Source organism: Balneolaceae bacterium, from assembly GCA_034521445.1.
GTDB lineage: Bacteria > Bacteroidota > Rhodothermia > Balneolales > Balneolaceae > JAXHMM01.
In genome coordinates, this window is the sequence record JAXHMM010000005.1 from 491,327 (window position 1) to 511,721 (window position 20,395).

Sequence of the window (20,395 nt, forward strand, 5' to 3'; positions counted from 1 at the left end):
GTCATCGGATCCCTCCGCATCCCGCCGGGCCAAGGCCGGCCGGGTGGCTGGTATGGTTGGTTAGCTGGTTAGGAACCCGGTAACATGGCGAAAAATCGCCATTACGGCAAGGGCACGCCGCGCCATACGCCGGTTGCAGGCGCCCGGTCGCCATGTGGGACGCAGGGGACTGATTCAGGCTCCCTTCTCCGAACGCCGGTATTCCCGAAGCACATAGTGAAGGATCCCGCCGTTGCGGTAGTAGTCGATCTCCACCGGCGTGTCGATGCGGCAGACCGTATCGAAGGCGACCGTCTCTCCGCCCGGCTTTTCGGCGGTGACTTTTACGGTCTGCCGCGGCCGCAGGTCGTCGTCCACCTCAATGCGGAACACCTCCGAGCCGTCAAGCCCCAGGCTTTCGTGGGTCTCGTCCCCGGTAAACTGCAGGGGCAGCACGCCCATGCCCACCAGGTTGGAGCGGTGGATGCGCTCGTAGGAGGCGGCGATGACCGCCTGCACGCCCAGCAGGATGGTGCCCTTGGCGGCCCAGTCGCGCGAGGAGCCGGTGCCGTACTCGTGGCCGGCCAGGGCCACCAGGGGCGTGTCCTGCTCGCGGTAGCGCATGGCCGCGTCGAATATAGTGGTGATTTCGTCGTCCGGGAAGTAGCGGGTGTAGCTGCCCTCCCTGCCGGGGGCGAGCTGGTTCTTGAAACGCACGTTGGCGAAAGTGCCCCGTGTCATGACCCGGTCGTTGCCGCGCCGCGAGCCGTAAGAGTTGAAGTCGGCCGGCTCCACGCCCCGCTCGACCAGGTAGCGTCCGGCCGGGCTATCCCCGGCGATGTTGCCGGCGGGAGAGATGTGGTCGGTAGTGATGGAGTCGCCCACCTTGACCAGGACCCGGGCACCCTCAATGGGGGTGATAGGCTCGGGCTCGGCGCTCATGTCCTTGAAAAAGGGCGGCTCCTGAATATAGGTCGAATCTTCCTTCCACTCGTAGAGCTCGCCGCCGCCCACGGGGATGGCGTCCCACTCCTCCGACTCGAAAATCTCCCCGTACTCCTTGTGAAAGAGCTCGGGGCGGATGGCGTTGTCCAGGTGCTCGGCGATCTCATCGGAGGTGGGCCAGATGTCGCGCAGGTAGACGTCGTTGCCCTCGGGGTCGGTGCCCAGGGGCTCGTGCGCCAGGTCGATGTCCACCGTGCCCGCCAGGGCGTAGGCCACCACCAGCGGCGGGGAGGCCAGGTAATTCGCCTTCACATACGGGTGGATGCGTCCCTCAAAATTCCGGTTGCCCGAGAGCACGCCCGCCACGATGAGGTCGCCCTCCCGGACGGCCCGCTCCACGGCTTCGGGGAGGGGGCCCGAGTTGCCGATGCAGGTGGTGCAGCCGTAGCCCACCAGGTTGAATCCCAGCCGGTCGAGGTCGTCGGTCAGGCCGGCCTCATCCAGGTAGTCGGTGACCACGCGGGAGCCGGGCGCCAGCGACGTCTTCACGTAGGGCGGTACGCTGAGTCCGCGCTCCAGGGCCTTTTTGGCCAGGATGCCCGCGCCCAGCATCACGCTCGGATTGGAGGTGTTGGTGCACGAGGTGATGGCCGCGATGACCACGTCGCCGTGCTCCATCTCCACCTGCCGCCCGTTGGTGTAGAGGCCCTTGTTGGCCAGCTTCTCCTGCGGCAGGTTGAAGCCCATGGTGGGGTCGTCGCTGGTCAGGGCGTTTTCGAAGGTCTCTTTCATGCGAGGCAGGGCGATGCGGTCCTGGGGACGCTTCGGCCCGGCCAGAGAGGTCTCCACCTCCGCCAGATCCAGCTCCAGGGTGTCGGTAAACTCGGGATCGGGGGTGTCCGCCGTCCGGAAAAGGCCCTGCGCCTTCATGTAGTTCTCCACCAGCTGCACGTGCTCCTCGGAGCGGCCGGTGCGCCGCAGGTAGCGCATGGCCTCGGCGTCCATCGGGAAGAATCCCATGGTGGCCCCGTACTCCGGCGACATGTTGGCGATGGTGGCGCGGTCGGGCAGGCTCATGCCGGCGAGACCGTCACCGTAGAATTCCACGAACTTGCCCACCACCCCGTGGCGGCGAAGCATCTCGGTAACGGTGAGCGTCAGGTCGGTGGCCGTGATGCCTTCGCGCAGTCGGCCGGTCAGTTTCATGCCCACCACCTCGGGCACCAGCATGTAGATGGGCTGGCCCAGCATGGCGGCTTCCGCCTCGATGCCGCCCACGCCCCAGCCCAGGATGCCCAGTCCATTGATCATGGTGGTATGGGAGTCGGTGCCCACCAGCGTGTCGGGATAGGCTACCGTGGCGCCGTCCGCTTCGGTGCGCGTGAACACGCCCTTGGCCAGGTACTCCAGGTTTACCTGGTGGACAATGCCGCGTCCCGGAGGCACCACCTTGAAGTTATCGAAGGCCTTCTGTCCCCACTTGAGAAACTCGTAGCGCTCGCGGTTGCGCTCGAACTCCTTCTCCACGTTATGCATAAAAGCGTACTCCTGCCCGAACATGTCCACCTGCACCGAGTGGTCGATGACCAGGTCGACGGGCACCTGCGGATTGATGGACTGCGGGTCGCCTCCCATGCGCTCCATGGCCGACCGCAGCGCGGCGAGGTCCACCACTGCGGGCACGCCTGTGAAATCCTGCAGCACCACGCGCGAAGGCTTGAAAGGTATTTCGCCCTGCGGGTCGGCGGGATCATAGCCGGCCAGGGTGCGCACGTCCTCTTCGGTCACCAGGTAGCCGTCGCATTCGCGCAGCACGGCCTCCAGCAGGATGCGGATGGAAAAGGGGAGGCGCCGCACATTCCCGTAGCCCATCTCCTGCAGTTTATGCAGGCTGTAGTAGTGGGCGGTGCCGGCGGGAGTTTCGAAGGGGGTCCGGGTGGACTTGAAGATGTCGCTGGTGCTCATGGTCTCTGGAAAACTCGGTTCATGGGAATACAGGCGGTTATTTTACCGCCGTAAAGGTACGAAACCTTTTCCAGAATATCCCGATTCCCCGGCACCTAAACTGTGCTCCCGAACCTCTCTTCCGCGTAGGGATTTCCCCCGTCCCGAGGGAAGAAGCATTTTGCGGTACACGTTGCAAATGGTTCCAAAGAAGCATATTTTGCGAGACTTCATCCAAAAATAATTGCAAAGTCTCTTTTTTACCGTGGATACTATCAGCAACAAGACCTTTTCGGCCACGCCTGCAGACATCGACAAGAAGTGGCTGCTGGTGGACGCAGAGGACCAGCCTCTGGGGCGCCTGGCCAGCAACGTGGCCCGGCTGCTGCGCGGCAAGCACAAGCCGGAGTATACCCCCCATATGGATACCGGGGACAATGTGATCGTGATTAACGCCGACAAGGTGTCGCTCAGCGGCAAGAAGATGCAGCAGAAAGCCTACTTCCGCTACACGGAGTACCCCGGCGGCGAGCGCTCCGCCACGGCCGAGGAGATGATGGAAAAAGACCCCACCTTCCTCGTGACCAACGCCGTGAAGGGCATGCTGCCCAAGAACCGGCTGGGCAGCAAGATCATGACCAACCTCCGCGTCTACGCCGGGCCGGTGCATTCGCACGAGGCACAGCAACCCGAAATCGTCGAATTTTAGACTGCACGCTACTGTAATGGAACAGAAAAATTTCATCGGAAGACGGAAGACCTCCACGGCCCGACTCTACATCCAGCCGGGCAACGGAGACTTCGTCGTGAACAAAAAGAACCTGGACGACTACTTTTGCACCCAGGCCCACCGCAACATCGCCTCCTTCCCCCTGGAACTAACCGAGATGGCTGGCAAATTTGACATCAAGGTCAACGTAAGCGGGGGCGGCATCACCGGGCAGGCCGGCGCCATACAGCACGCCCTGTCGCGTGCCCTGGACGACCACGACGAGGAGCTGCACGGCATACTCAAGGAACACGATCTTCTGACTCGCGACGACCGGATGGTGGAACGCAAGAAGTACGGTCAGCCCAAGGCCCGCAAGCAGTTCCAGTTCTCCAAGCGCTAGGCCGTCACGACCCACATCCGTACCGCATCCTTTTACAACTATCACACATACGCAGCGACCAGCGCGCCGGGTGCTCCGACCCGTCGGGAGTTAGCGCCTGGGTGGACCTGCGTAGAAGCATAACTCAACTACAAATAGACTCATGTCCAACGTACCTGATCTGCAAGAAATGTTGAAATCAGGAGCCCATTTCGGGCACCTGACCCGCCGCTGGAATCCGAAGATGAAGGAATTCATCTTCATGGAGCGGAACGGGATCCACATCATCGACCTCAAGAAAACCGCCCATTTCTTCCAGGAAGCCCTCGACGAGGTGGGCAAGCTGGCGCGCGCCGGCAAGACGATCCTTTTCGTCGGCACCAAGAAACAGGCGCAGGACATCGTCCGCACCGAAGCCATCCGCTGCGGCATGCCCTTTGTTACCCACCGCTGGCTGGGTGGCATGCTCACCAACTTCTCCACCGTCCGCAAGAGCATCTCGCGCATGGAGGAGATCGACCGGATGAGCGAGGACGGCACCTTTGAGGAGCTGACCAAGAAGGAGGCTCTCATGCTCGATCGCGAACGCGAAAAGCTGGAGCAGACCCTGGGCGGCATCGCCAACATGAACCACATTCCCGGGGCCATCTTCGTGGTGGACACCATCAAGGAGGACATCGCGGTCAACGAGGCCGTGAAACTGAACATCCCCATCGTGGCCATGGTCGACACCAACAGCGACCCTGACATTCCCGACTACATCGTTCCCTGCAACGACGATTCGGCGCGCACCATACAGCTGATCGCCTCCCACGTGGCCGACGCCATCATTGCCGGCAACGCCGAGCGCGAGGCCCACAAGGAGGAGGAACTGATGGAGCAGGCCGCCGAGGAGGCGCGCAGGGCCGAAGAGAGCCGGCAGCCGGACTCATCCTCAGGAGGACGCCGCCGCACCCGGCGCAAGCGCGTCGAAAAGGCCGCCTCCTCTCCCGAGACCGACATCACGCCCCAGGATGAGGAGGACGAGGGCGACAAGAAGGCGGCCGGGCTGAAAGCCAAAGACGAGTCCGGCGACACTGACGCCGGGGAATCCGGCGACGGTGCGGGCGAAGAGGAGTAGAGCTCCCTCCCGCCCCACATCCATTCACCTGAAACGCTGAAGCCAACAGCACTATGAGCATCTCTGCAAAAGACGTAAAAGAACTGCGCGAACAGACCGGGGCCGGCATGATGGACTGCAAGAAGGCCCTGCAGGAAGCCGACGGCGACTTCGAGAAGGCCATCGAAATCCTGCGTAAGAAAGGACAGAAACTCTCCGAGAAGCGGGCCGACCGCGAGGCCAACCAGGGCCTCATCGTCAGCCGCGTGAGCGGGGACGGTTCCAAGGCGGCCGCCCTGGAGATCAACTGCGAGACCGACTTCGTGGCCCGCAATGAGGATTTTCAGGAACGTGCCGAACAGTTTCTCGAGCTGGTCTACGACCGTGAAATTGAAAGTGTGGAGGAGCTGCTGAAGACCGAGGTGGATGGTCTGAGCGTAGCCGACCACCTGAAGGACATGGTGGGCAAGATCGGCGAGAAGATTAAGATCAACCGCGTGGTGCTGGCCAAATCGGACGGCGAGCTCATCTCCTACATTCACCCGGGCAACCAGCTCGGCGTGCTGGTGGAGTTCGAGGGCGCTGTGGAGAACTCCGACATCGGCAAGGATGTGGCCATGCAGGTTGCGGCCATGAAACCCCTTGCGGTGACCCGCGAGGGGGTGGACAGCTCCATCGTCGAGAAGGAGCTGGAGATCGCCCGCGACCAGCTGCTCAACGAAGGCAAGCCCGAGGAGATCGCCGACAAGGCGGCCCAGGGCAAACTGCGCCGCTTCTACGAGGAGCGCGTACTGCTGGAGCAGAAATTCGTAAAGGACAACAGCCTGTCGGTCCGGGACTACCTGGAGAAGAACGACACGCCGCTGGTGCGCTCCTTTCACCGGCTGCAGCTGGGCGAGGACGGGTAAGCCGACCGCGGCACAAATTAGGGCTACCAATTCGGTAGCCTTTTTTTTATATATAACCGATCCATAACAGAGGCAAAAGCACTGTGGGAAGCAAATACCAACGCGTTCTACTGAAACTGAGCGGCGAAGCACTTCTGGGCGAGCAGGGACACGGCATCGACGGCAACATTCTCAGCCAGTATGCCGATGAGATCAAGACGGTACACGACGAGAATATCGAAATCTGCGTGGTAATCGGCGGCGGCAACATCTTCCGCGGCGTCAAGGGCGCTACCGAGGGGATGGACCGCGTGCAGGGCGACTACATGGGCATGCTGGCCACCATGATCAATTCCATGGCCCTGCAGGACGCGCTGGAACAACTCGGCGTGCACACCCGGCTCATGTCGGCCATCCGCATGGAGGAGGTTGCCGAGCCCTACATCCGCCGCCGGGCCATCCGCCACCTTGAGAAAGGGCGTGTGGTCATATTCGGGGCCGGCACCGGCAACCCCTACTTTACCACCGACACCGCCGCCTCCCTGCGCGCCATCGAGGTGGAAGCCCAGGTAATCCTGAAGGGCACCCGCGTGGACGGCATCTTCGATTCCGACCCCGAAAAGAATCCTGATGCCGAAAAGTTCTCCACCATCAGCGGCGACGAGGTGCTGGACCGCCGCCTGTCGATCATGGACCTGACCGCCTTTACCCTCTGCCGGGAAAACGAGACGCCCTTCATCGTTTTCAACATGAATGTGCCGGGCAACCTGAAGCGCGTGGTGCTGGGCGACAAAGATGTGGGCTCCACCGTGGTTTGGGAAAATACCGAGAATTTGTAAATTCATTCTGGCTTGGGGGCCCCGCGGCCCCGCTGAAGGCGCAATCCTAACCCTTTGAGCGTACCATGATTCCTCCCGAACTTCAGCAGATCATCGACAAGACCGACAACAAGATGGACGAGTCGGTGGGCTATTACAAGAAGGAACTCTCGAGAGTGCGGGCCGGCAAGGCCCAGACTTCCCTCCTGGACGGGGTAAAGGTGGACTACTACGGCACGCAGACCCCCCTTAACCAGCTGGCCAACGTCAGCGCCCCGGAGGCTCGCCTGCTGACCGTGGAGCCCTACGACAAAACCGCCATGGAGGAGATCGAAAAGGCGATCATGTCCTCGGGACTGGGGCTCAATCCCAACAACGACGGCAACATCATCCGCATCCCCCTCCCCATCCCCTCCGAGGAGCGCCGGAAGGACCTGGTCAAGCACGTGAAGGAGATCGCCGAGAACACCCGCATTTCCATCCGCAACGTCCGCCGGGACGCCAACGACGAGATCAAGAAGAAGGTGGAGAAAGAGTCGCTCCCCGAAGATTCCCGCTACGAGTCCGAGGAAGAGATCCAGAAGATCACCGACAAGCATACCCAGACGGTGGACAAGCTCCTGGAGAAGAAGGAACAGGAAATCATGACCGTGTGACGGCCGGCGTCACCATCGGCCGCCGCCCCGGGTTCGGGTTTCGGCGCATTCGGCGCATCTTCACAGCGACCTAAAACATGTACATTTCCGAACTGGAATTGCAGGGCTTCAAGAGCTTTGCGTACAAGACGCGCATCAGGTTCGACAGCGGTATCACCGCCATCGTTGGACCCAACGGCTGCGGGAAGTCCAACGTGGTCGACGCCATGCGGTGGGTGCTCGGGGAACAGCGTCCCACCATGCTGCGCTCCTCCACCATGAGCAACGTCATCTTTAACGGCACCTCCAAGAAAAATGCCCTGGGTATGGCGGAGGTCGACCTCACCTTTGTAAACAACAAAGGCCTGCTGCCCACCGAATACAACGAGGTGACCATCTCCCGCCGCCTCTACCGCTCCGGGGAGAGCGAATACCTGATCAACGGCACCACCTGCCGGCTGAAGGACATCCACGACCTGTTCATGGACACCGGCATGAGCTCCGACGCCTACTCGGTGATCGAGCTCAAGATGGTGGAGGAGATCCTCAACGACCGCAACAACGACCGGCGCCGCCTCTTTGAGGAGGCGGCCGGGGTGACCCGCTATAAGGACAAGCGCAAGAAGACCTTCCGCAAGCTGGACGACACCATGGGCGACCTGCAGCGGCTGGAGGACATCCTCAGCGAGGTGCGCAAGAAGGTGAATTCCCTGGAGAAGCAGGCCGAGAAGGCGAAGGCCGCCAAAGAATACCGCGAGGAGCTGACGTTCCTGGACAAGGCCCTGCACCGTTTTGAGTACGCCAACATCCAGGAGGAGCTGGAGCCGCTGCAGGAGCGCATCGCCAACGCCGAGAAGGAGAAGAAGGAGATCATGGGCAGCGCCGAAGAACTGGAGCAGGCTGCCGAAAAGGCGCGCGCCACGCTCACCGACAAGGAGCGCGAACAGTCGGAGGCGCAGCGGCGCGTCAACCAGCTGCAGTCGTCCATCCGCGACCTGGAGACCTCCCTGAAGATCACCCGCGAAAAGATCAGCAACGAGGAGGGGGTGATCGGGCAGTATACCAAGGACATCGAGCAGGGCGAGGCGGACCTGGAGGAGCTTCGCGGGCTGTTCAAGAGTACCCGGAAAAAGCTGGAGGGCTTCGACAGCGAGCTGGAGCGCGCTGAAAACAACCTGGAGGCCTCCAAGGAGCGCTACGCAGAGATACAAAAGGAATTTACCGAGGCGCGCGAGGAGCTGGAAAAGCTGGAGAAGGAACGCGCCCGCTGCACCGAAAAGATCGGCGAGCTGCAAAACCGGCGCGTGCGACTTGAGTCGCGCATCGAAAACAGCGAGGACGATGACGAGCGCATCGCCGGGGAGATCGACGGCCTGGAGAAACGCATCGAAGAAATTGCCGGCGAGCGCGAAGAGCTGAAGAAGAAACACCACGAGGCGGCCGAGTCCCGCGACAGGCAGGAAAAGAAACGGACGGAGGCGCGCGGGCGACGAGAGGAGTTGTCACGGCGCGTCGAGGAGCTCAAGGAGAAACGCCGTGGCCTGCGCAGCAACCTCGATTCCCTGCAGTCCGAAATCGAGCTGCTCCAGGAGCTGGCCGCCTCCAACGAAGCCTTTCCCGCGGGCGTACGCTACCTGCTGGAAGAGCATGCCGGCAACTTCGAGACCCTGGAGGTGCTGTCGGAACTTATTTCCACCGACCAGGCCCATGCCGTGGCCCTGGAAGCCGCCTTGGGCGAGGCTCTCAACTACGTAGTGGTGGAGAGCCTGGAGGACGCCCGGCGCGCGGCTCGCCTGCTCAAAGAGCATGAGAAGGGCAGCGCCACCTTCGTCCCCCTCGACCGCCTCTCCGACGACTACGAGAGCCTGGAGGGATCGCTGGCCGGGGCCGTCGACTGTCCCGACCGCTGCCGGCCCCTGGCGCGGCTGCTGCTGGGACACGTGAAGATGTACGATACGGTCGAGCAGGCCTGGGAAGAGGTGGCCGTTACGCGCGGCGCTGGTGTCACCCCCGAAGGCGAGGTGGTCACCTCCGGCCGTTTCCTGAAAAGCGGCAGCACCGGCAGAAACGCCGGCATCCGGGTGGGACTGCGCGACAGGATCGAGAGCCTGGAAGACCGCGCCGGGGCCGCCCGGTCCGACCTGGACGACCTCGAGAAGGAACTCGGGGAGGTACAGGAGGAACGCGGGAATATCGACGTTCAGGCCCTGGAAACCGACCTTCGGGAGCGCGAGCAGGAGGTTCGGGGACTCGAAACGAAGCTCAGTGAACTGGATTCCCGCCAGGAGATCTACCGTAAGAATATCGAGGAGCTGCGAGGCCGCCGCGAGAAGGTAGGCAAGGACGCGGATGAGCTGCGCGAGGAACTCGGGGAGCTGGAGCCCCGCCGCAGGGAACTGGAACAGCGTCGCGGGGAGTTGACCGAAAGGCAGGAGGCCAGGCGTGGGGAGCTGAAGGAGCTGGAAGAGGAGCGCTCCATCGCCCAAAACCGCTACAACGACGCCCGGCTGAAGCACCAGGACCTGAAGAACAAGGTGGAGAACCACGAGAAGGAGATCCGCCGGGCCGAGAGCGGCATCGCCAGCCTGAAGGAGCGCCTGGAGCACCGCTCCGAGAAGACCGAGGAGGCGCGCGAACGCATCCGGGAGTACAAGTCCTCCATCGCCGAGTCGGAAGAGCAACTGGAAGCGTTGAAGCAAAAGAAGAACGAAGCCGACAAGGAGCTTGAGGCGGCCGAGGAGAGCTCAGCCAAGGCGCGGGGACGCATCAATGAGGTGGAGAAGGAACTCAAGGAGGTGCGCCGGCGCAAGGAGGTGAACATGGAGCTCATCCACCACCTCTCCATGGCCAGGGAGAAATTCGAGATGCAGGCCGAAAACCTGTCGGACCACATCTGGGAGACCTACGACATGCTGATGGACCAGATCGAGGTGGAGCTGCCCGAGGACCGCAAGCCCGACGAGGTGAAGGAGCGGCTGGCCTTCCTGCGGCAAAAACTCAACAAGATCGGCGAGGTGAATCCCCTGGCCATCGAGGAGTACGAGGAGGAGAAGGAGCGGCTCGACTTCTACGAAGAACAGATCGGCGACCTGCGGCAGGCGGAGGAGGAGCTGCGCGAAACCATCGAGGAGATCAACAAGACCGCCACCGAGCGGTTCAACACCACCTTCGAGAAGATCCGCGAAAACTTTGTGGATGTTTTCCAGACCCTCTTCAGCGAAGACGACCACTGCGACCTTGTCATCGACGAGGAGGCAGAAGATCCGCTGGAGGCCACCATCGAGATCAAGGCCAATCCCCGTGGTAAACGACCCTCCACCATCAACCAGCTCTCAGGCGGCGAGAAAACCCTTACCGCCATCGCCCTGTTGTTCTCCATCTACCTGGTCAAGCCCTCCCCCTTCTGCGTACTGGATGAGGTGGACGCGCCGCTGGATGACGCCAACATCGAGCGCTTCGCCGCCATGATCAAGCGTTTCAGCCAGGACACCCAGTTCATCATCATCACCCACAACAAGAAGACGATGAGCAAGGCGGAGATGATGTACGGCATCACCATGCCGGAAACCGGCATCAGCCGGCTGGTGGGCGTGAAGATGGACGAAGTTACGGAAGCCTGAAAGTCTTGAAGTCATAAAGTCTGGAAGTCGGGGAGTCGGGGAGTCGGGAAGTCCCATCCAATTTCCTTATATTTCAGGGTAGAATTCTCACCGTTCCGAATCCCCATCCTGAATGGCTCGAAAGAAGTTCGACATCCCTGAGATTTACCGGTCGCCCGTCATCCGAAAGGTGAAGGAGGCCAACAAGGTGGTGGACCCCCGCAAGAAGGATCTGGAGCCCACCCTGCTCGATTTCGGGCCGGTTCACTTCTACATCCCCCGTCACTTCGGCTTCTGCTACGGGGTGGAAAATGCCATCGACATCGCCTACAAGACGGTGGAGGAGCATCCCGAGCGCGACATCTACCTGCTCAGCGAGATGATTCACAACCCCACGGTGAACGAGGACCTGCAGGAGCGGGGCGTGAAATTCCTCTTCGAGACCGACGGCTCGGAGCTCATCCCCATCGAATCGCTCGACGAAGACGACATCGTGATCGTGCCCGCCTTCGGCACCACGCTTGAAATCCAGGAGAAGCTCAAAAAACAGGGGATTGATCCCTACGAATACAACACCACCTGTCCCTTCGTGGAGAAGGTCTGGAAGCGCGGGAGACAGCTGGGCAACAAGGGCCATTCGCTGGTCATCCACGGCAAGCACTACCACGAGGAGACCCGCGCCACGTTCTCGCATACCTCCGAGCACTCGGCCTGCGTAGTGGTGCTCAACCCCGGGGAGGCGCAGGTACTGGCCGACATCATGACCGGCAAGCGTCCCAAAGAGGATTTCGAAGAGCATTTCGGGCACAAGAGCACGGAGGATTTCGACCCGATGGTGGACCTGCAGCACTTCGGAGTTATTAACCAAACCACCATGCTGGCAACCGAAACGCAGGAGGTCATGGACATCCTGAAGGAGGCGGCCGCCGAGCGATTCGGGGAGGCGGAGGTATTGGACCATTTCGCGGACACCTCCGACACCCTCTGCTACGCCACCAACGAAAACCAGTCGGCCACCCTCGCCCTGGCGGAGACGGATGCAGACCTTGCCCTTGTGGTAGGGGGTTACAACTCCTCCAACACCATGCACCTGGTGGAGATCCTGGAGCACGCCTTCCCCACCTACCACGTGCGCGACGCCGGGGAGATGGCCTCCCCCCACCTGGTACGCCACTACGACCAGTGGGAGGATATCCTGAAGGAGACGGAAGACTGGATGCCGACGGCGGCCGAGCCGCTGAAGGTGGCTCTCACCTCCGGGGCCTCCTGTCCCGACGTGCTGGTGGACGAGGTGCTGGTGAAGATCCTGGACTGGCACCAAGGCACACGTCCGCTGGAGCAGGTCCTCGCGCCCTTCGAAAAAGAGCTGGCGGAGTAGCCGACCGGGCCCTGTGGCGTGATCAGTTGTCCATCACAATGAAGTAGGCCACTTCGCTGGGCTGTTGGGATCGCAGACGCAGGTTAAGGTCTTTGGCCGAGATCTCCAGCTCCGGCGTGACGAACCCGGTGGAGTCGCTCAGGATCTGCTCGTAGGTCACCCAGGCGTTGAAAGGCACCTGATCTTCCACAAGTCGGTACTGGTCGATGGGCACGTCGTAGGTTACCGTCAGCACCGACGGACTGTAATTTACGCTTCGGCCGGGGGGCAGGTTTTGTGTCGTGATGGGTACCCGAACTTCAGCCTCGGTGAATTCCGACACGTCCATCTGATAGGAGACGGCCTGGCGGTCCAGCTCGATCAGCTCGCCGGGATCCTGCAGCTCCAGTTCCCGGCTCACGTCCCCCCCGATGCCTGTGATGGCGGTGGGCCGGGTAGGCCAGCTGGTCAGCGTGTCGACCAGCGAGGCCGCCCCGGTGATCGTGACGCTGTCGGGCACCACCCGTGCTTCGCTTACCTGCCCGAAACGCTCGCGGAAGCCGAGCTCAACGTGCGGGGTGACGGACACCGTGCGGGAGACCCGCTCCTCCATCTCCAGGCTGAGGGTAAGAGGCTGCACGCGCTGGACGGTGATCCCGGGCCTTGTGATGTGGCGTCGGACCTCGTCGGAGAGGTTGATTTCGCTTTCGGTGACATCCACGTAGATGGGCGTGGGGTTGTTGTAGAGGGTGATCAGGTCCCATCCCTCCCCGGTCACGTTCACGGTCACCATGTCGGGAAGCTCCTCCACCAGCGCGCGGTCGGCGGGCATGTTGCCCAGCTCCAGGGGCATGTTAAGGGTGAGGGGGAATTCGCTGCTCAGCTCCACCAGCAGCCAGAGTCCCAGCGCCAGGACGAAGGCTACGACAAATACCGCCACCTTCTCACGTCTCACGTCGGGCACGCCCTCGTCGTCCGGGCGGCGCACGATGCGGTTCCAGCGGTCGAGGAATTTTTCCTTCAGTTGTTCAAAGGTAGATTTGCTCATGGCTCGGCTTGTATTCGCAATAATATAGATCGGGCGGCCAAAGCAGTCAAACTCAGGAGCGCACTACAATTTCCTGAATAATCTCCTCCTCCACCTCCTCGTTGAGCTTGCGGGCGATATTGTAGCGCTTCATATGAATTTCATGCCGCCAGGCCGGGTTCTTCACGTGCACCACCAGCTTGCCGTGCTCGAAATGCACATCCTCCGTCTCCCGCGCGATGCGCTCGCCCACGGTGCGCTCCCAGAGGGAGAGGATCATTCCGCGTTTGAGACGCTTGCGGTGCGGATAGTCGTCCAGGAAATCCTTGACGAGTTCCCGCAGGGATTTGGGGGGGTCGGAGCGGAATCGGCTCATCCGTCGGAGGCTTGAGGTTGCATCGGAGTTACCTCGCCCTGCTCCACGCGGTACCTGCGGTTGCGCGTCCCGTCGAAGTCCAGGAATTTCTCAAGGGGCGCGGGGTTGGCCGAGGTGATAAAGGTCTGCCCGGCATGGTCCCGGATTGCACTCAGCAGCACTTCGGTTCGCTGCTCGTCGAGGTCGCCGAAGACATCGTCCAGCAGGAAAATGGGCAGGTCGTCCAGTTCGTCCGAAAAATACAAAAGCTGAGCCAGTTTCAAAGCAAGGGCAAAGAGGCGGTGCTGTCCCTGAGAGCCGTACTTGCGCAGCTCGAAATCGTCGAGGTAGAACACCACTTCATCGCGATGCGGTCCCACGGTAGTCACCTCGCGCTCCAGCTCGTGGTCGAGGGCCTCCTCCAGGGCCTGGTGGTAGCGCTCCTCTACAACCTCGGCGTCCTCCGACGGCTCGCAGAGGGTCTGGTACTGCAGGTGGGGACGATGGCGCATGCCGGAGATCAGCTCGTACTCCCTTGCCAGGTATTCCTCGAAACGGTTGAGCACCTGGGTGCGGCGCGCCACGATGCGCGAGCCGTACGCTACCAGCTGGGCGTTCCAGGGTTCCAGGTAGGCTGTCAGCACGTCCCGGGAGCCGCGGAACTCCTGCAGCAGGGTGTTTCGCTGGCGCCGCGCGTTGCGGAAATCGTAGAGGTCGCGCAGGTAGCGCGAAGAGAGCTGGCTGATGAAGGAGTCCACGAAGGAGCGACGCTCCGTGGGACCCTCGCTGGTCAGTTTCTTGTCGCCGGGCGCCAGAACCACCACCGGCACCATGCCGATGAGATCCGACAGCCGGTCCAGGGGACTTTCGTTGACAAAGATCTTCTTGCCCTCCCCGCGGGAGTAAGAGCATCCCACCTGGAAGCTGGAGCGTATGTTGCCCTCGAAATCGCCTTTAACCGTAAAATAGGGGGCGTCGTGGTTTACCACGTAGCGGTCGCTGCCGGCGATGAAGCTGCGCGACATGCACAGGTAGTGAATGGCGTCAATGATGTTGGTCTTTCCCGCGCCGTTGGGTCCCGTAATCACGTTCAGGTGGGGCGCCAACGAAAGTTCGGTGAACTCGTGGTTGCGGAAATTTTCAAGCGCAAGTCGCGTGATGATCATGGGAATGGCCTAAAAGCCGAAGGCATCCCGGCCCATGAAGATGGCATTGGATCCCAGCTGTTCCTCGATGCGCAGCAGCCGGTTGTACTTGGCGGTGCGGTCCGTTCGGCTCAGGGAGCCGGTCTTGATCTGACCCGCATTGACGGCCACGGCCAGGTCGGCAATGGAGGTATCCTCGGTCTCCCCCGAACGATGGGATATGACAGCGGTATAGTCGTTCTTATGGGCCATTTCAATGGCGTCCAGGGTTTCGGTGAGAGTTCCGATCTGGTTTACCTTGATCAGGATGGAGTTGCCCACCCCGCGTCGGATGCCCTGGGACAGGCGTTCGGTATTGGTTACAAAGAGATCGTCGCCCACCAGCTGCACGCGTTCTCCCACAGCGGCCGTGATTTTTTCCCAGCCCTCCCAGTCGTCCTCGGCCATGGCGTCCTCAATGGAGACGATGGGCCAGCGCTCCGACCACTTGGTCCAGTAGGCCACCATCTCGTCGGCATCCCGACGCGAGCCGTCGCTCCATTGAAAGGTATAGATGCCGTCGTCGGGGTTGTACAGTTCGGATGTGGCGGGATCGAGGGCCAGCAGCACCTCCTCGCCTGGCGTATAGCCGGCGGACTCCACGGCGCGCAGAATCACTTCCACGGCCTCCTCGTTCGATTTCAGGTCGGGCGCAAAACCGCCCTCGTCCCCAACCGCCGTGGCATAGCCGAGGCCGGAGAGCACGTCCCTGAGATGGTGGAAAATTTCGGTGCCCATGCGCAGGGCCTCCGAAAAGTTTGGCGCCCCGGCCGGCATGATCATGAATTCCTGCAGGTCCACGTTGTTGTCGGCGTGGGAGCCCCCGTTGATGATGTTCATCATGGGCAGGGGCAGCACCTTGGCGTTCACCCCGCCCACATAACGCCACAGGGGAAGGTTCAGCGCGTTGGCCGCCGCATCGGCGGACGCAAGGGATACGCCCAGGATGGCATTGGCGCCCAGGTTGGATTTGTTATCGGTGCCGTCGAGCTCGATAAGGGTGTTGTCGATCTCCGCCTGGTTGAATATCTCGATTCCGCGCAGCTCCTCGTCGATCATGCCGCCGACGATATCCACAGCCTGGCTCACGCCCCTGCCCATCCAGCGGGGTGAGTCGGTGTCGCGCAGCTCCACCGCCTCGTGCTCGCCGGTGGAGGCCCCGGAGGGAACCGCCGCGCGGCCAAAGACGCCGGACTCCAGGATCACATCCACCTCGACGGTTGGATTGCCCCGCGAATCGATAATCTGCCTGCCCAGAATCTGCTCAATGTAACTCATGCCCGCTGTCTTAGGGTTCCGGATGGGTTGGAGCCCCAAGGTACGAGGATTTCCCAAGCTTGAAAAGAAGGAAGGGTTACCACATGCTGCCGAAGATGAGACTTATCTGCGGTGTTCCGAAAAACTTTTGGGCGTCGTGAAAGGGCTCGCGGTCCACGAGGGTGCCCTCGCTGTTGGTTATCCCCTGGTAGGGTTCCAAAATCTGCAGCCCCTGCTGGAAGTAGTAGAAGAAATATCCGAACTCCACGCGGGTAAGGTGGCGAAAGTTCTCTCCGAAGTCGACGCCCACCTTGAATTCGGCCGAAAGGCCCCATTGGGACGCTCCGTCGCTCCAGCCAGAAAAGAAGTCGTTGATCTTCTCCACCCGAGGTACGCCGTTGACTTCGACGACATTTCGAAATCCGCTATTGTCAACGTCGTTGAAGTAGGGATAGGTAAAGCCTAAGGCCGGTCCGGCGGCCGTTGATATGAATAGGCGGAAATTGTCGTCGATCTGACGGGCGAACATGCGATGTTTGATGCCCACCAGAAAGGGAAAGCCGAGGGCGCGATTGTACTTGTTGGGGATGACGCGCTGCCCGGTAAAGAAGTCCTGGAAACTCTGCTCGCTCACATCGCGGATGCCGGTGATGCCGACGCTGAGGGTCAACTCGGTGTAGGGTGACAGGATGCGCGAGTAGTGGCCCTGCAGCCCCAAACCGAAATTGTTGACTACCAGGTTGGCGCCCAGGCCGTTGCGCAGGCCTTCGCCCCAGAGAGTGCGGGGTTCTTCGATGTCGAGTACCTCGGGCTCCTGAAGCTGGGCGTGGGCCGGCGGCGTCGCGGCAACGGCAAGCAGGAGCATGAGCATTAGCGGGGCAAAACCCTTCGTGATCGTATGCATGGCCTTAGGTCCTTAGTCGAGTATAGGGGGTACGCGACATTATAACTCCAAAACTACAAAAAAAGTATACGACTAAATAGTCCCCGATGACCTCACCAACCATTTGACAATTGATGAATAATGGCGTTTATTCAGGCTGTTTACGAGGTATGCATATCCTAACTTTCGAATACTGTACAAACCCCCTATGAGTTCAGCCAATAAGTACATCATTTTTGGGCCTGCCGGCACGCTGCGACGAATGCCCAACCAGCTATTCTCAAGCATCGAGCCCAAGCACCTATACAAGTACGAGTCCGACAAAACCAAGGACGTGGTGCATGTCGCCGTATACGAAGAGTACGAGAAGCAGATCAACGCCAGCGTCACCCTCACCTGCATCATCGAGTTTACGGGCAAACAGTGCCGCTTCGAACTTAACAAGACCGGGGGACGCATGGGCTTCCGCGGCTCCTCCCTGGACGAAGAAAAACGCACCATCGACGACGAGGTGACCGACTTTATTCTGGACTTTTCCAAGCGGTTCGGGCTGACGGTGCAGGAGGAGAAAGAGCAGGAGCCCAAGGAAGAGGAGTCCTGATCCCATCACGTCTCTGACATGAAGGCCACCCGTACCGAAGACTGGACTGTGCTCTCCATGATGGAGTGGGCAACCGATTATTTCGCCGAGCGCGGTATTCCCGACGCCCGCCACAGCATCGAGTGGCTGCTCGCAGAGGTGCTCGAAGTCAAGCGTCTCGACCTCTACCTGAAATTCGACCGCCCGCTGAGCCGCACCGAACTGGAGGAACTCCGCCCCATGGTCAAGCGACGCGCCTCCCATGAGCCCCTGCAGTACATCACCGGCTACACCGATTTCATGAATGCGCGCATCACGGTAGGTCCCGAGGTACTGATCCCCCGCATCGAGACCGAACAGCTCGTAGAAATCATCCTGGAGTACGAGGAGGCCGACTCGCTTCGCGCATTGGATCTGGGCACAGGCTCGGGCTGCATTTCCATCGCCCTCAAGCAGGAACGTCCGGGGTGGGAGCTTCACGCGGTGGAGCTTTCCCCGGAGGCCCTGAAGACGGCCCGCCGAAACGCCGAGGCCAACGGAACGGACGTGCATTTCCTGCATGGCGACATGACGGCCTGGCGGGAACTCCCGCTCGAGGGCCCTTTCGACCTGATAGTCTCGAATCCCCCCTACGTGCGTCCGGGAGAAAAGGACGGACTCCAGAAACAGGTGGCCGACCACGAACCCGCAGAGGCCCTCTACTGCGAAGACCTGAAAGCCATGTACGGTTCCATCCGGGACGCCGCCGCGGAACTGCTTGCAGACGACGGACGCCTCTACCTGGAAATTCACGAAAACAACCCGGGGGAGATCCTCGATCTTTTCGACCGTTCCGGCTGGCAGGCGCGCATGGTGAAGGACTACGAAAAAAAGCCGCGCTTCGTCCTGGCATCCAGGACCTAGGGACGGATCTGCCGCGCCTCCTCCCGCCGGGTTCACCCTCACCGGCCGCCCTTCCAGCCGCAGGTTCCGCATGAAATAATTAGTGTGGATAACTTGTTGAAAACTTTTTGTATTGTATTAAGGCAATGTTACCAAAAGGTTAAATCATAGGTAGGGAGACCTCAGGCAATGTCAAGGGCAATTTGATAGAAAAGCCGATAAAATATTAAGTCCTTGGGAGACAACGCCTTACGATGTTTAGGGAAATGTGGATAACTTTTGGATAACGGCCCACAAAATTTTTGACATCTGCCCCGGAAATTATCATCTTCATCTCAGCCGCAAGGGGAAAGCCGCTAATTTTGTGTGGATAACTGCGGATTCCCATCCGAGATAACTATAGAACCATTTGAGGAGGTCTAGGGATTTGAGTACGATTTCTGCGGACACCGCATGGGAGCAGTGTCTCGAAATTATTCAGGATAACATCAGCTACCAGAAGTACAAATCCTGGTTCGAGCCCATCGAACCGGTCAAGCTGGATGACAACACGCTGACCATACAGGTGCCCAGCCAATTCTGGTACGAGTGGCTGGAAGAACACTACTACGGGATGCTCCGCTCAACCCTGGCGAAAGTGCTGGGCGAAAACGGAAAGCTGGAATACTCGGTGGTGCTCGAAAAGTCGGACAACCAGAGCGACACACGGTCGGTCCGCCTCCCCCAGCGCCCCATGCCCCCCAACAAGGAGCAGGACATCAACGGCTACTCTGAGTACAGCCCCGGCAAGATCGAGAACCCCTTTGTCATCCCGGGCATCCGCAAGACCAAGATCGACGCCAATCTCAACAACAACTACGTCTTCGAACGCTACATCGAGGGCGACTGCAACCGGCTGGCGCGCTCGGCCGCCATGGCCATCGCCGAGAACCCCGGCAACAACTCCTTCAATCCTTTTTTCATTTACGGGGGCACCGGCCTGGGCAAGACCCACCTGATCCAGAGCATCGGCAACAAGATCAAGCAGGAGTACGGCAACGAGGTGGCGGTGCTCTACATCTCCTCGGAAAGCTTCACCAACGAATTCGTGCAGGCCATCCGCAACAACCGGGCCAGCGAATTCACCATGTTCTACCGCCAGATCGACGTGCTCATCGTTGACGATATCCAATTCTTCAGCGGCAAGGAGAAGACCCAGGAGGAGTTTTTCCATATTTTCAACGCGCTGCACCAGGACGGCAAGCAGATCATCCTCTCCAGTGACCGCGCCCCCCGCGAGATCCCCGACATCGAAGAGCGGCTCATCTCCCGCTTTGGCTGGGGACTCAGCGCCGACCTACAGGTGCCGGAGTACGAAACACGCTTCGCCATCCTGGAGCGCAAAGCCGTGGACAACGGCATCGACCTCTCCCACAACGTACTGGAGTTTATAGCTCACAACTTCAAGTCGAATGTACGCGACCTGGAGGGGGCCATCATCAAGTTGCTGGCCCACTCCTCCCTGCAGCACGTCGACGAACTGGATTTGGGCATGGCCAAGAAGGTGCTCAAGGACATGATCAAGGAGTCCAGCACCCAGATCTCTATCGAGGCCATTCAAAATTACGTGTGCGAATACTTCGGCATCGACACCAACAAAGTGCGCGAAAAAACACGCAAGCAGGAGATCGTTGAAGCCCGCCAGATCGCCATGTACCTGGCCAAACAGTTTACCGACTCCAGCCTCAAAACCATCGGCCTGCATTTTGGGGGACGCGACCACTCTACGGTCATCCACGCCATATCCACTGTGGAGGAGCGCATGCAGACCTCCCCCAAGCACAAGCGCATCGTCGAGGAGCTCAAGCAGAAAATCGAAGTCGCCAGCCTCTGA

Annotated in this window: 17 protein-coding genes; 11 read left to right on the forward strand and 6 right to left on the reverse strand. The window is 60.5% G+C overall.

Annotated features, from left to right (window positions below):
* Nucleotides 1-174 precede the first annotated feature (174 nt).
* Nucleotides 175-2,889: an aconitate hydratase AcnA gene (gene acnA / locus U5K31_06225; GenBank protein ID MDZ7772318.1), complete on the reverse strand. Its 2,715-nt coding sequence runs from the start codon at nt 2,887-2,889 to the stop codon at nt 175-177.
* A gap of 244 nt (nt 2,890-3,133) precedes the next feature.
* On the opposite strand from acnA, the gene rplM reads away from it, so the two are divergent.
* The 8 genes from rplM to U5K31_06265 all read left to right on the forward strand — a co-directional run bounded on the left by rplM (nt 3,134) and on the right by U5K31_06265 (nt 12,375).
* Nucleotides 3,134-3,577, forward strand: a complete 444-nt coding sequence (gene rplM, locus U5K31_06230; GenBank protein MDZ7772319.1) for a 50S ribosomal protein L13 — start codon at nt 3,134-3,136, stop codon at nt 3,575-3,577.
* A gap of 16 nt (nt 3,578-3,593) precedes the next feature.
* Complete coding sequence (gene rpsI, locus U5K31_06235) at nt 3,594-3,980, forward strand: 30S ribosomal protein S9 (protein MDZ7772320.1); 387 nt, start codon at nt 3,594-3,596, stop codon at nt 3,978-3,980.
* 142 nt (nt 3,981-4,122) lie between these two features.
* A complete protein-coding gene (gene rpsB / locus U5K31_06240) occupies nt 4,123-5,079 on the forward strand; it encodes a 30S ribosomal protein S2 (GenBank protein ID MDZ7772321.1) in 957 nt (318 codons plus the stop codon).
* A 53-nt stretch (nt 5,080-5,132) separates the two neighbouring features.
* Entirely contained in the window at nt 5,133-5,966 is an 834-nt protein-coding gene (gene tsf / locus U5K31_06245) for a translation elongation factor Ts (protein ID MDZ7772322.1), read from the forward strand.
* 83 nt (nt 5,967-6,049) lie between these two features.
* On the forward strand, nt 6,050-6,784 hold the full coding sequence (gene pyrH, locus U5K31_06250; GenBank protein ID MDZ7772323.1) for a UMP kinase: 735 nt from the start codon (nt 6,050-6,052) through the stop codon (nt 6,782-6,784).
* 65 nt (nt 6,785-6,849) lie between these two features.
* Entirely contained in the window at nt 6,850-7,419 is a 570-nt protein-coding gene (gene frr / locus U5K31_06255; GenBank protein ID MDZ7772324.1) for a ribosome recycling factor, read from the forward strand.
* A gap of 77 nt (nt 7,420-7,496) precedes the next feature.
* Complete coding sequence (gene smc, locus U5K31_06260) at nt 7,497-11,018, forward strand: chromosome segregation protein SMC (GenBank protein MDZ7772325.1); 3,522 nt, start codon at nt 7,497-7,499, stop codon at nt 11,016-11,018.
* Nucleotides 11,019-11,130: 112 nt separating this feature from the next.
* Nucleotides 11,131-12,375 carry a 4-hydroxy-3-methylbut-2-enyl diphosphate reductase gene (locus U5K31_06265; GenBank protein MDZ7772326.1) on the forward strand — a complete coding sequence of 415 codons (1,245 nt, stop codon included), beginning with the start codon at nt 11,131-11,133 and terminating at the stop codon, nt 12,373-12,375.
* Between the two features lie 22 nt (nt 12,376-12,397).
* On the opposite strand, the gene U5K31_06270 is transcribed toward U5K31_06265, so the two are convergent.
* The 5 genes from U5K31_06270 to U5K31_06290 all read right to left on the reverse strand — a co-directional run bounded on the left by U5K31_06270 (nt 12,398) and on the right by U5K31_06290 (nt 17,081).
* Nucleotides 12,398-13,402, reverse strand: a complete 1,005-nt coding sequence (locus U5K31_06270) for a hypothetical protein (protein ID MDZ7772327.1) — start codon at nt 13,400-13,402, stop codon at nt 12,398-12,400.
* Nucleotides 13,403-13,454: 52 nt separating this feature from the next.
* Nucleotides 13,455-13,757: a DUF721 domain-containing protein gene (locus U5K31_06275; GenBank protein ID MDZ7772328.1), complete on the reverse strand. Its 303-nt coding sequence runs from the start codon at nt 13,755-13,757 to the stop codon at nt 13,455-13,457.
* Nucleotides 13,754-14,902: a DNA replication and repair protein RecF gene (gene recF, locus U5K31_06280; GenBank protein ID MDZ7772329.1), complete on the reverse strand. Its 1,149-nt coding sequence runs from the start codon at nt 14,900-14,902 to the stop codon at nt 13,754-13,756. The genes U5K31_06275 and recF overlap by 4 nt, the downstream gene beginning before the upstream one ends.
* A gap of 9 nt (nt 14,903-14,911) precedes the next feature.
* Nucleotides 14,912-16,198 carry a phosphopyruvate hydratase gene (eno, locus tag U5K31_06285; GenBank protein MDZ7772330.1) on the reverse strand — a complete coding sequence of 429 codons (1,287 nt, stop codon included), beginning with the start codon at nt 16,196-16,198 and terminating at the stop codon, nt 14,912-14,914.
* Nucleotides 16,199-16,274: 76 nt separating this feature from the next.
* The gene (locus U5K31_06290; GenBank protein ID MDZ7772331.1) at nt 16,275-17,081 is read right to left on the reverse strand and encodes a hypothetical protein; all 807 of its coding nucleotides are present in this window, start codon (nt 17,079-17,081) and stop codon (nt 16,275-16,277) included.
* A 187-nt stretch (nt 17,082-17,268) separates the two neighbouring features.
* Between U5K31_06290 and U5K31_06295 the strand changes: the two genes are divergently transcribed.
* The 3 genes from U5K31_06295 to dnaA all read left to right on the forward strand — a co-directional run bounded on the left by U5K31_06295 (nt 17,269) and on the right by dnaA (nt 20,395).
* Nucleotides 17,269-17,661, forward strand: coding sequence for a hypothetical protein (locus U5K31_06295; GenBank protein MDZ7772332.1), 393 nt, complete (start codon nt 17,269-17,271; stop codon nt 17,659-17,661).
* Nucleotides 17,662-17,679: 18 nt separating this feature from the next.
* On the forward strand, nt 17,680-18,543 hold the full coding sequence (gene prmC / locus U5K31_06300) for a peptide chain release factor N(5)-glutamine methyltransferase (GenBank protein ID MDZ7772333.1): 864 nt from the start codon (nt 17,680-17,682) through the stop codon (nt 18,541-18,543).
* 406 nt (nt 18,544-18,949) lie between these two features.
* Nucleotides 18,950-20,395, forward strand: coding sequence for a chromosomal replication initiator protein DnaA (gene dnaA, locus U5K31_06305; protein MDZ7772334.1), 1,446 nt, complete (start codon nt 18,950-18,952; stop codon nt 20,393-20,395).